The sequence below is a fragment of the Aeromonas sanarellii genome (assembly GCF_000820085.1).
Classification (GTDB): Bacteria; Pseudomonadota; Gammaproteobacteria; order Enterobacterales; family Aeromonadaceae; genus Aeromonas; species Aeromonas sanarellii.
In genome coordinates this window covers 15621-27831 of sequence record NZ_CDBN01000021.1, presented here as the reverse complement: position 1 = coordinate 27831, position 12211 = coordinate 15621, and the positions used below count along the sequence as shown (strand labels likewise).

The window sequence follows — 12211 nt, the reverse complement described above, 5'->3', positions numbered from 1 at the left end:
TGAGCCGGATCACGAGCACCGACCGCTCGGGTCGCCATATGACCGCTCATCTTCTTTACCTGCCGTTAACAGGGGCGCACATCTAGACTGGCCGCGCACACCCAACAATAACAAGGCAGGAGCGTAACAATGATCTGGTTCTTCCTCTGTGTCGGCTTGCTCGTAGCCGGCTACTTCCTCTACGGCAAATTCATCGAACGGATATTCGGCCCCAAACCCGAGCTGAAAACCCCCGCCATCACCATGGCGGACGGGGTGGACTATGTCCCCATGTCGGACAAGAAGGTCTATCTGGTGCAGCTGCTCAACATCGCCGGCGTCGGCCCCATCTTCGGTCCCATCCTGGGAGCCCTCTATGGCCCGGTCGCCATGCTCTGGATCGTCTTCGGCTGCATCTTCGCCGGCGCGGTGCACGACTACTTCTCCGGCATGCTGTCGGTGCGTGCCAGGGGCGCCTCGGTGCCAACCGTGGTCGGCGAGCACCTCGGCAACGCCGCCAAGCACTTCATGAACCTGTTTGCCGTGGTGCTGCTCATGCTGGTGGGCGTGGTATTTGTGCTGAGCCCGGCGGGCCTGCTCGCCAACCTCACCTCCACCGATCTGGTCTACTGGATTGCGGCCATCTTCGCCTACTACATCCTGGCCACCATAGTCCCCATCGACAAGATCATCGGTCGCTTCTACCCGATCTTCGGCGCCCTGCTGGTGTTCATGTCGGTCGGCCTCATCATCGGCCTCATGGTCTCCGGCAAGGGCTTCTACAACACAGGGATGGACTTCTCCAACCTGCACCCGACCGAACTGCCGCTCTGGCCGCTCTTGTTCATCACCATCGCCTGCGGCGCCGTGTCGGGCTTCCACGCCACCCAGTCGCCGCTGATGGCGCGCTGCATGCAGAACGAAAGCTCCGGCCGCTTCATCTTCTACGGCGCCATGATAGGGGAAGGAATCATCGCCCTCATCTGGTGCACCCTGGGTCTCTCCTTCTACGACAGCACAGAAGCGCTCAACGCCACCCTGGCGAGCGGCGGCCCCTCCGCCGTGGTACACGAGGTCTCCACCAGCCTGCTCGGCACAGTCGGCGGCATCCTGGCCATCCTCGGCGTGGTGATCCTGCCCATCACCTCGGGTGACACCGCGTTTCGCAGCGCCCGCCTCATCATCGCGGACTTCCTGAAGCTGACCCAGAAGCCCATGGCCAAGCGTCTGCTGATCGCCATACCGATGTTCATCCTTGGTTTCATCATCTCCAAGGCCGAGTTCGGGGTGATCTGGCGCTACTTCGGCTGGGCCAACCAGACCACGGCCGTCATCATGCTGTGGGCAGCAGCCGCCTACCTCATCAAGGAGGGCAAGCTGCACTGGGTCTGCACCATTCCCGCCATCTTCATGACCGCCGTGGTGATCACCTACCTGGCCAACGCCCCCATCGGCTTTGGTCTCGCGATGAACGTCTCCACCCTCATCGGTCTGGTGAGCACCGCCCTCATCACCTTGGCCTTCCTGGTGAAGTTCAGACCCTCCCAGTTGCGGGAAGCCAAGGAGAGCTGAGTCGCGAGACTGACGCTGCCCCATGACAAGAGGCCCGGCATTGCTGCCGGGCCTCCTCTTTTTGGGGTCATGTCTTGGGTGGGGGCTCACTGCCGGCGGGAACCTCAGGAGGCTGCGCAGGCGACTGATACCAGTGTTCCCTGGCCACCAGCACCGCCTGCTCCGGCTGGGCGATGAAGTTGGGGGACATGATCTGCACCCCGAACTCGTTGAAGACATCCTGGATATGGCCGTGCAGCTCCGTCTTGACCACGGCGGGCAGCAGATCCCCCTTCATCCGCACCTGCAGCTCATATTCCACATACCAGTCCTGCAGGTTCAACTGCCGCACCAGGGGCGGTTCGTCCTGGTTGAGCAGGGTACAACGTCTGGCCGCCAGCTCCAGCATGGCGTGCACCTGACGCCAGGGGGCATCGTAGCCTATGGTCACCCTGGTCAGGAGCGCCACCCCCTTCTCCCCCGCCAGCCGCGTCAGGTTGACCACCTTGCCTCCCACCACCACCGCATTGGGCAGGGTGACCTCGTGATCCTGGCGCGTCACCAGCTTGGTGGAGAGGGCATTGAGCTCGCTCACCATCCCCTCCACCTCCCCAATCTGCACCAGATCCCCGGGCCTCAGCGCGCGGGAATAGATGAGCACCAGGCCGCTCATGGCGTGGTTCATGATGCCGGCCGACCCCAGGGTTACCATCAGACCGAAGAAGACGCTGATCCCCTTGAAGGCGTCGGAGTCGGCACCGGGCAGGTAGGGGTAGGCCACGGTCAGGGCAAACAGCCAGATCACCACGGAGAGCAAGCGCCGGGTCGCCCCTATGGTCTCCGCATGCACCCCCTGCACCCGCAACTGACCGCGCTCGATGCGATCGAAGAGGATGGCCAGCACCCGGATGAAGAAGCGGGTGATGAGCACGATCAGCAGCACGGTCACCAGCCCCGGCATGGCGGCTATCATGCCCTCCAGCATGTCGCCGCACAGGGCGAACAGGGAATCCCCCAGCCGTTCGCTCCAGGCCCGGGTCTGGGGGAAGAGGCCAAGCACATAGGTGAGCCAGCCATAGGTGAGCATGAAGAGCAGCAACAGGGTCACCAGGCTGAGCAGGCGCACCTCCACGTTGCCCGCCACCTGGCGCCACTGGTGCGGGATCAACCCCTTCTGCTGCAGCAGGCGATTGGCGAGCCACCTTCTAATTCGTCTGTGGCCCCGCTGCAGCTGCCAGATGACGGCGAAGAAGAGCAGGCTGGCCGCCACCGCCTTGCCGCCTGCCTTGATCAGATAGGGGCGCGAGTGCAGTTCGAGGTACTTGAGGCGCACCTTGTCGAGCCGCCCCCGCACGCGCTCGCTCGCCTGCTCCAGGCTGAGTTCGTCTAGGGTCTCCAGATCTCCTTCCATCAGCACCAGGATCCGCTTGCCATTGACCAGAAACTCCCGGCTCTCCTGCCCTTGCCGGCGACCCTTGACCACAGTGATGGGATGGTTCAGATCCGCTGGGTCCAGGCGCTGGATCCGCTCATGGGTCAACCTCACCCGGGCCGCCCCGTCCAGGCTGCCGAAGGTCGCCTGCAACATGACGATGGGCTCATGGAGCAGGATCAGGGTCTGGGCCCTCTCCTGCTCGGTCGGTTCCATCCTGGGTTCTGCGGCCCAGATGCTGCCGCTTTGCACGGCAACGAACAATAACAGTGCCACCCACCGGCGGCCCATCCTGCATCCCCTTTCCATCGCGTCTCCCGTCCTTTAGCCATGAGACAGACGAATCTCGTTCCCGTTTGATTTTACAGAAGGAAATGAAGGATGGGCGATAAATAGCCAACCGGTTAACCGGGCCTGTACCGGAATATCAACTCCCCTGTTGCACTCTTGCACTCAGCTAATATGCTGTCATCATGGCCGGATGCCTTGTCTAGACGAAACAAGGCATTACCTCGCGACTAAGATGGGAGAAATCGATGGTACTTGACTACATTGCCCTGGGAATACTGGTGTTTGTCGTCTTGGTCATGTTCTATGGCGTTATCGTCATTCACGATATTCCGTACGAGATTGCCAAGCATCGTCAGCACCCTCACCAGGACGCCATTCACGTGGCAGGCTGGGTCAGCCTGTTCACCCTGCATGTGCTCTGGCCCTTCCTCTGGATCTGGGCCACGATTTATCGCCCCGATCGCGGTTGGGGTTTCAATCAACGGCTGCAAAAAGACGAAGACGAGATCAGCGCCCTCAAGCAGGAGCTGGCCGCACTGCAAGCCCGCATGACCACGCTCGAACAGACAGATAAATAGGTGACCCTACATGGACCTGCTACTTATTCTCACCTATACGGCCCTCTGCGTAGGTATTTTCAAGATCTTCAAGATCCCGCTCAACAAGTGGAGTGTGCCCACGGCCGTGCTCGGCGGTGTCTTCATTATCGGGGCGCTCATCACGCTGATGAACTACAACCACCCCTATTCGGAGCTGGCCCGCAATTACTACGTCTCCACCCCCGTCGTTCCCCTGGTCAAGGGGCGGGTCACCGAGGTGCCGGTCAAGGCCAACCAGCCGGTCAAGCAGGGTGATGTGCTGTTTCGCCTGGATGCTGTGCCCTTCCAGGAGAAAGTCGCCAGCCTGACGGCGCGGCTCGCCTCCAACCAGGACTATCTCAAGGCCCTCGACGCCAGATTGCGCTCCGCCAGTCTGGACCGGGATCGCGCCCAGGAGCTGATGCGTCGCGGCATCGGCAAGCAGCGTGATCTCGACGTGACCCAGGCCAACGTGGACGACATCGTTGCCCAGATTGACCAACAGAAGGCGTCGCTGGATGACCTGAGCGCCCAGCTCAACATCGCCAAGTACGAGCTGGATCAGACCGTGGTCTACGCCCCGAGCGACGGCCATGTGGTGCAGCTGGCGCTGCGTCCCGGCATGATCGCCGCCCCCTTCATGTATCGCCCCGTGATGACCTTCATCCATGAAGATGAAAACGCCTACGTCGGCTGGTTCTGGCAAAACAGCATGCAGCGGCTGAAGGATGGCGATGAGGCCGAGGTGGTGCTGGACGGTATCCCCGGCCGGATCTTCAAGGCCAGGGTGCAGTCCGTGATCCCCGCCATGGCGCCGGGCAACATCCAGGCCCAGGCAGGGCTCATCGATCAGACCTCCGCCCAGGTACCGGGCCGCCTGCCCATCATCCTCGAGATCACCGATCCCGAGTGGGCGAAGTACCAGGTGATTGCCGGCTCCAGCGGCCAGGCCGCCATCTACACAGAGCACTTCCACCACGTGGCCATCATGCGCAAGATCCTGATGCGCATGGGCAGCTGGCTCAACTACCTGTTCCCCTTCCACTAAGCACTCGCCAGTGTCTGCGGGCCGGCATCATGCCGGCCCGTTTTCGTCTGGGGCACCGCCCCCTCCCCTCGCTGCATTTTCGCCGCAAGATCCCTATAATGGCGCCACCTTGCGCCACAGCCGTTCCCCATGTTCGTTCTCAGACCCTATCAAACCGACGCCGTCAACGCCGTGATCCGCCACTTTCGCAAGCACCCGGATCCCGCCGTGGTGGTGCTGCCCACCGGCGCCGGCAAGAGCCTGGTGATCGCCGAGCTGGCGCGCAAGGCCCGTGGCCGGGTGCTGGTGCTGGCCCACGTCAAGGAGCTGGTGGAGCAGAACCACGCCAAGTACGAGGCCTGGGGGCTCAAGGCCGACATCTTCGCCGCCGGGCTGGATCGCAAGGAGGCGAGCGCCCAGGTGGTGTTCGGCTCGGTGCAGTCGGTGGCACGCAATCTGGCTGCCTTCGACGGGGCCTTTTCCCTGCTCATCATCGACGAGTGTCATCGGGTTTCGCTCGATGACGACAGCCAGTACCATCAGGTGATCGCCCATCTCAAGACCGCCAACCCAGCCCTCAAGATCCTGGGTCTCACCGCCACCCCCTATCGTCTCGGCCTCGGCTGGATTTACCGGCGCCATTACCACGGCATGGTCAAGAGCCACGGGGAGCGGCTGTTCGGCGACTGCGTGTTCGAGCTGCCCCTGCGCTTCATGGTCAAAAACGGCTACCTGACGCCGCCGCGCCTGGTGGATGCCCCCATAGTCCACTACGACTTCAGCCGGCTGGTGCCGCGGGAGAACGGCCTGTTCAGCGAGGCCGAGCTCAACGGCGAGCTCAAACGCCAGGAGCGGGTCACCCCCCATATCCTGAGCCAGGTGCTGGAGTATGCCCGCGAGCGCCAGGGGGTGATGATCTTCGCCGCCACCGTCGAGCATGCCCGGGAAATCCACGGCCTGCTGGGCGCGCGCGGGGAACAGGCCGCCCTGATCACCGGAGAGACCCCGGGTCCGGAGCGCGATGCCCTGATCCATGCCTTCAAGGCCCGCGAGCTCAAGTTTCTGGTCAACGTGGCGGTGCTGACCACGGGGTTTGACGCCCCCCACGTGGATCTCATCGTGATGCTGAGGCCCACCGAGTCGGTGTCTCTCTATCAGCAGATCGTGGGGCGCGGCCTGCGCCTGTCGCCGGGCAAGACCGACTGCCTGGTGCTCGACTATGCCGGCAACAACTTCAACCTGTTTGCCCCCGAGGTGGGGGAGCCCAGACCCCACGCCGGCACCGAGCCGGTGCTGGTGCCCTGCCCCGCCTGCGGCTTTGCCAACACCTTCTGGGGCAAGACCGACGAGGATGGCAAGGTGATCGAGCACTACGGCCGTCGCTGTCAGGGACTGTTTGAAGATGACGAGGGCCATCGCGAGGAGTGTGACTACCGCTTTCGCGCCAAGATCTGCCCGGCTTGCGGGGCGGAGAACGATATCGCCGCCCGCCGCTGCCAGCACTGCGATCAGCTGCTGGTGGACCCTGACGACAAACTCAAGGAGGCGCTCAATCTCAAGGACTGCATGGTGATCCGCTGCGCCGGCCTGACGCTGAGTGCCGGACGTGGCAAACAGGGGGAGCGGCTGGAGGTGACCTACCACGACGAGGACGGTCTCACCCTGAGCGAGTACTTCGGTTTTCACTCCGAGGGTGCACGGCGCTTGTTTCAACAGCGCTTTGTGCGTCATCATTGGCCCGCCCCGGGCCTGGAGCCCGAATTTGCCACCCTGGCGAGCGTGCTGGCGTTGGCGCGCCAGTTTCGCCACCCCGATTTCGTCATCGCCCGCAAATCGGGCCGCTTCTGGCAGATAAAGGAGAAGATTTTTGATTATGACGGCCGCTACCGCACCGCCAACGCTCCGACGTAGCGGCAAGGGGCGACCGGCATCATGAATGGCTTCGTCACGGCCGAGCCCGCATCGGCTGGTGACACAAGGTTGAATTGTCAGGGCCGGCACCACTGCCGCGCCCCTTCGTCACGTTAGAGGATGTTATGCAGCGGCTGTTGATTGGTTTTTGTGCTCTCTTTTCCCTGGTGGCCCAGGCCACCCCGCTGACCCCGCCCAAGGGGGGCCAGTATGCCGTCATCGTCCAGGGCAACAACGGCATCGAGTTTTCCCGCAACGCGGACGACATGATAGCGCCCGCCTCCACCATGAAGGTGCTGACCGCCCTGGCAGCCCGCCTCGAGCTCGGCGCCGATTTTCGCTTCGCCACCGATATCCAGGCCCAGTCCGGCGCCAAGCAGGGGGATGCCATCAACGGCGACATCTGGATCAACTTCGTGGGCGACCCCACCCTGTCGCGCATGGATCTGGTGGCCCTGTTCAAGCAGCTCGGGGTCTCCCGCATCCAGGGCAACGTCTACGTCAACACCGGCGCCTACAACGGCTATGAGCGCGGCAATGGCTGGTCCTGGGGGGATCAGACCCTCTGCTTCGCCGCCCCCGTCTCCTCCGTCATCATCGACAAGAACTGCGCCTACGGCACCGTCACCGCCACCCAGATCGGCAGACCGGCGGTGGGCAACGTGGCCACCGGCGTGCCCATCGGCATCGGCGCCGACAACGTGGAGGTGATGAGCTATGGCGACATGGCGCGCCAGTTCTGCGCCCTGGAGGTGGACATGGCCAAGGGCAACTTCTACGAGCTCAAGGGCTGCATCACCCCGAACAAGGAGCCACAGGGGCTGCGCTTCGCCATTCACGATGTGGAAGCCTGGGGCTGGGACAACATCCGCTGGGCCATGAACCGCGCCGGTATCCGCCACGACGGCCTGCTGCGGGTCACCCACCAGGCGCCGGTGGGCGCCCAGACCCTGGCCACCCACTACTCCGTCTCCCTGCCGGTGATGCTCGCCAAGATGCTGAAGAAGTCGGACAACCTCTACGCCGACACCTTCTTGAAGACGGTGGGCCGCCACTACTACAACAAGCCGGGCAGCTATCGCAGCGGCACCATGGCGGTGCGCGCCATCCTGACCAAGCACGGCATTGACCTTGGCAACGCCACCCTGGCCGACGGCTCCGGCCTCTCCGCCCACAATCTCATCAGCGCGCGCCAGATGTTGTCGGTGCTTAACTTCATCCAGAAGAACGATGCCGAGCTCGACTTCATCAAGCTGCTGCCAAGCTCCCAGGTGGACGGCACCCTGGCCTGGCGACGCAGCGTCACTGCCCCCATGATGAAGAACAAGGTGCACGCCAAGACCGGTACCATCACAGGTACGTCTAACCTCGCCGGCTTCATCGACACCGCCGGTGGCCATCGCAAGGCCTTCGTGATGTTCCAGCGCGGTCTCTCCCAGGATCCGGCGACCCACGAGCGCTACCGCGCCAGCAAGGCGCCCTGGCCCTGGACTGTCTTCGAAAAAGGCGTGCTGGAGAGCATCTACCAGCAACAACCCATCCAGATCGTCGAGCAGTGAGACAGACGGGCTGTCTTGCCGGCAAGGCGGCTCGATTCCCCGGCCTTGGGGCGAAACAGGGACGCTGGCGCCGTCATCAACAGTGGGCGCAATCGGAGATGGCGAACGTAAGCATCGCTATTTTCAGCTTTGACTGACAGGGCGCCAGGGCTATGCTGTGCCCAGCCTCGTCTCAATGGCCTTCTTCAACGGCTTGTTTAATGGAGAGAAAAGATGTTTGTAGAGATTTTTGGTCGTCCCGGTTGCCCCTATTGCGTGCGTGCCAAGCAGATTGCCGAGCAACTGACCGAGGAGCGCGATGACTTCGAGTTCCGCTACGTGGATATCAACGTGGCCGGGCTGACCAAGGACGATCTCGCCGCCAAGGCGGGCAAGCCGGTCACCACTGTGCCGCAGATCTTCCTGGATGAGCAGCACATCGGCGGCTGCACCGATTTTGAGGCCTATGCCAGAGCCAATCTGGGTCTTTAAGCCCCGACACCATGAAAAATGGCGCCTCTGGCGCCTTTTTTCATGTCGCCAAGCCTGCCTCAGGCCACCGGCGTGAAGCGGCTCACCACCTGTCCCTGATGTTCAATCCACTCCATGAACATGGCGACGGGGCGGGCATAGACCTGACCATCCTGTTCGGATTGATAGATCACCAGCTGCTCCTGGGTTTCGGTGTGCAAGGCCAGGGCCAGAACCTGGTAATAGCCCCCCTTGAAATGGCGGTAGCGACCGGTGGCGGGTGCCTGCATGAGTGAACCTCGAGAGCGGGAAGATGAGCCCCCGTGCCTGCGTGCTCCCCTGGCAGACCGACGGGTCGGGGCCTTTTTTACCCCAGCCAATCGTGCCAGATGGGGGAGATATTTCAATACACTCATGTTGCTTTATGAATCTGCCCCTCATCTTTCACTAATTCACCAAAGAGAGGCAAACGATCATGCTGAATTTAACATTTCAACAACCCTGTTTCAGGGGTAAATATCAGGGATTTATTCCATAAATTAGATTGTTCTAGCATTCAATTCTGTGAAGAATAGGGGCAGAGAAATTTGATACTAAAAACAGCTTTTCTGCCAACGCGCCCCACGGGGAAGGAATCACGCTCACCATGTTCACTATCGACAAGTCGCACAAGCTCGACGATGTCTGCTATGACATCCGCGGCCCGGTGCATAAGGAAGCTCGCCGTCTCGAAGACGAAGGTCACCGCATCATCAAGCTCAACATCGGCAATCCGGCCCCGTTTGGCTTCGAAGCACCGGAGGAGATCATCAAGGATGTGATCCTCAACATGCCCCAGAGCCAGGGCTACTGCGACTCCAAGGGGCTCTTCTCGGCCCGCAAGGCGGTGATGCAGTACTACCAGCAGAAAGGGATGCGCAAGGTCGACATCGACGACATCTACATCGGCAACGGCGCGAGCGAGCTCATCGTGATGGCGATGCAGGCGCTGCTCAACAACGGCGACGAGATGCTGGTCCCCTCCCCCGACTACCCGCTCTGGACCGCTGCCGTCACCCTCTCCGGTGGCCATGCGGTGCACTACCGCTGTGACGAAGAGGCCGACTGGTATCCGGATCTCGACGACATCCGCGCCCGCATCACCCCGCGCACCCGCGGCCTGGTGCTGATCAACCCCAACAACCCGACCGGCGCCGTCTACGGCAGCGAGTTCCTGCTGGAGGTGATCGAGATCGCCCGCCAGCACAACCTCATCATCTTCGCCGACGAGATCTACGACAAGATCCTCTACGACGACATCTCCCACACCAGCGTCTGCACCCTTTGCGACGATGTGATGGTAGTGACCTTCAATGGCCTCTCCAAGGCCTACCGCGCCTGCGGCTTCCGCCAGGGCTGGATGGTCATCACCGGACCCAAGGGCCGTGCCAAGGGCTATATCGAGGGGCTGGAGATGCTGGCTTCCATGCGGCTCTGTGCCAACGTGCCCATGCAGCATGCCATCCAGACCGCCCTTGGCGGTTATCAGAGCATCAACGAGCTGATCCTGCCGGGTGGTCGCCTGCGTCGCCAGCGGGACAAGGCGTGGGAGCTGCTCAACGACATTCCGGGGGTCTCCTGCGTCAAGCCCAAGGGGGCGCTCTACATGTTCCCGCGCCTGGACCCCAAGGTGTACGACATTCGCGACGACCAGAAGATGGTGTTCGACCTGCTGCAGCAGGAGAAGCTGCTGCTGGTGCAGGGCACCGGCTTCAACTGGCCCGCGCCGGATCACTTCCGCCTGGTCTTCCTGCCCCGGGAAGAGGAGCTCGAAGAGGCCATCGGCCGTCTCGCCCGTTTCCTCAAGGGCTACAAGCAGTAAGCTCTGAACATGAAAAAGGCTCCTTCGGGAGCCTTTTTTCTATCTGTCGTGTGACGTCCCATCAGCCGTGCAGCAGGGCCCCGGCCACCAGCACCCCCATGGTGATGAGCCCTACCCCGATGATAAAGGGCAGCACCCAGCGCACGAAGCGATCGTAGGGGATCCTGGCGAGCGCCAGCCCCGCCACCAGGTGGGCGGCGGTGGGGGCGAACAGGTTGATCCAGCCGGAAGCGGACTGGTAGGCGGTGATCACCAGATCCCGGGAGATGCCGGAAAAGTCTGCCAGCGGCCCCATCAGCGGCATGGAGACGGTCGCGAGCCCCGAGGTGGAGGGGATGAAGAAGCTCAGGATGATGTGCACCAGATAGGCCATCAGGATGAACACCGACGACGACAGCCCGCTCACCAGCCCCTCGGCCCAGTGCAAGATGGTGTCGATGATGACGCCCTGCTCCATCACCACATAGATGCCACGCGCCACCGCCACCACCAGAGCCACCCCGATGAGATCCCGCGCTCCGTTCAGGAAGGTCGCCACATAGTTGGACTCGGGCATCCGGTTGATGAGCGCGATCAGGATGGAGGCGCTGAAGAAGAGGGTGGAGAGCTCGTCAAACCACCAGCCCAGGGTGGGCAGCAGATCGATGCCCAGATCCGACCAGGGCACCACCGCATAGATCATCAGCAGGAAGGTGCCGAAGAAGACCAGCATGGTGAGCTTCTGCCTGCCGCTGAAGGCGTGGTTGTCGCTCTTCATCTGGGAGAACTCGTCGTCATAGACGATGTCCGCCAGCACGGAGCGGGCGCTGTCCTGCTGCACCTGCCTGGCGTAACGCATTACGTACCAGGAGGCGAAAATGACAAGCAGCAGCCACTGCACGACCCTGAGACCAATCCCCTCGCCGATGGGGATGCCGGCAAAACCGGAGGCGATGCCGGTGGCAAACGGGTTGACGGTGGAGGCTAGCACCCCGACCCCGGAGCCGAGCAGGATGATCCCCGCCGCCACCATGCGATCGAAGCCCGCCGCCATCATGACAGGCACGATGAGCGCCCAGAAGGCCACCGTCTCCTCCGCCATGCCGAAGGTGGAGCCGCCAAGGGCAAACAGGGCGATCAGCACGGGGATGAGCAGTCGCTCGCGCCCGGCGAAGGTGCGTACTATGGCCCCCACCCCGGCATCGAGCGCCCCGCTCTGCATGGTCACCGCCAGAAAACCGCCGATGATGAGCACGAAGAGCGCCACATCGGCCGCCTTGTGGAACCCCTGAATGGGGGCCTTGAGCACCTCGAACACCCCCTGCGGCCGGGAGGGAAGCTCGGTGTAGCTGCCGGGCACCGGCAGCAGACGCTCGCCGCCGCTGTAATCCGCCACGGCCGCAGCCGCCACCGGCTGCTGGGTCTTGGCCGTCACATAGTTGTATTTGCCCGCCGGCAGCACCCAGGTGAGGGCCGCCACCAGGGCGATGATGAGAAAGAGCAGGGTGTAAACCGTGGGGAGTTGGCGCTTCTTGGGCGCGTCGTGTGGAGTGGTCATAGCTTCCGTACCTCGGCAGTGCCGTCATGTAAGCC

10 protein-coding genes are annotated in these 12211 nt (G+C 62.5%); 7 read left to right on the top strand and 3 right to left on the bottom strand.

Annotated elements, in window-relative coordinates; genetic code table 11:
- Nucleotides 1-129: 129 nt before the first annotated feature.
- Entirely contained in the window at nt 130-1551 is a 1422-nt protein-coding gene (locus tag BN1132_RS03780) for a carbon starvation CstA family protein (RefSeq protein ID WP_042075160.1), read from the top strand.
- A gap of 67 nt (nt 1552-1618) precedes the next feature.
- Here the strand turns inward: BN1132_RS03780 and BN1132_RS03775 are convergent, their stop codons facing one another.
- Nucleotides 1619-3253 (bottom strand): mechanosensitive ion channel family protein, encoded by a 1635-nt coding sequence (locus BN1132_RS03775; RefSeq protein ID WP_042075159.1) that lies wholly within the window; start codon nt 3251-3253, stop codon nt 1619-1621.
- A 245-nt stretch (nt 3254-3498) separates the two neighbouring features.
- On the opposite strand from BN1132_RS03775, the gene BN1132_RS03770 reads away from it, so the two are divergent.
- From BN1132_RS03770 to BN1132_RS03750, 5 genes are all read left to right on the top strand, one after another.
- Complete coding sequence (locus tag BN1132_RS03770; protein ID WP_042075158.1) at nt 3499-3831, top strand: DUF3302 domain-containing protein; 333 nt, start codon at nt 3499-3501, stop codon at nt 3829-3831.
- Between the two features lie 10 nt (nt 3832-3841).
- Nucleotides 3842-4879 carry an HlyD family secretion protein gene (locus tag BN1132_RS03765; RefSeq protein WP_042075157.1) on the top strand — a complete coding sequence of 346 codons (1038 nt, stop codon included), beginning with the start codon at nt 3842-3844 and terminating at the stop codon, nt 4877-4879.
- Between the two features lie 129 nt (nt 4880-5008).
- Nucleotides 5009-6769: a DNA repair helicase RadD gene (locus BN1132_RS03760; protein WP_042075156.1), complete on the top strand. Its 1761-nt coding sequence runs from the start codon at nt 5009-5011 to the stop codon at nt 6767-6769.
- Between the two features lie 125 nt (nt 6770-6894).
- Nucleotides 6895-8328: a D-alanyl-D-alanine carboxypeptidase/D-alanyl-D-alanine endopeptidase gene (dacB, locus tag BN1132_RS03755; RefSeq protein WP_042075155.1), complete on the top strand. Its 1434-nt coding sequence runs from the start codon at nt 6895-6897 to the stop codon at nt 8326-8328.
- Between the two features lie 213 nt (nt 8329-8541).
- Nucleotides 8542-8799: a GrxA family glutaredoxin gene (locus BN1132_RS03750; RefSeq protein WP_010674029.1), complete on the top strand. Its 258-nt coding sequence runs from the start codon at nt 8542-8544 to the stop codon at nt 8797-8799.
- A 59-nt stretch (nt 8800-8858) separates the two neighbouring features.
- On the opposite strand, the gene BN1132_RS03745 is transcribed toward BN1132_RS03750, so the two are convergent.
- Nucleotides 8859-9068 carry a DUF1653 domain-containing protein gene (locus tag BN1132_RS03745; protein WP_010674028.1) on the bottom strand — a complete coding sequence of 70 codons (210 nt, stop codon included), beginning with the start codon at nt 9066-9068 and terminating at the stop codon, nt 8859-8861.
- Between the two features lie 356 nt (nt 9069-9424).
- Here BN1132_RS03745 and BN1132_RS03740 point away from each other — a divergent pair, with 356 nt between their 5' ends.
- Nucleotides 9425-10639 carry a pyridoxal phosphate-dependent aminotransferase gene (locus tag BN1132_RS03740; protein ID WP_042075154.1) on the top strand — a complete coding sequence of 405 codons (1215 nt, stop codon included), beginning with the start codon at nt 9425-9427 and terminating at the stop codon, nt 10637-10639.
- 61 nt (nt 10640-10700) lie between these two features.
- Here the strand turns inward: BN1132_RS03740 and BN1132_RS03735 are convergent, their stop codons facing one another.
- A complete protein-coding gene (locus BN1132_RS03735; protein ID WP_042075153.1) occupies nt 10701-12176 on the bottom strand; it encodes a YfcC family protein in 1476 nt (491 codons plus the stop codon).
- Between the last annotated feature and the right edge of the window lie 35 nt (nt 12177-12211).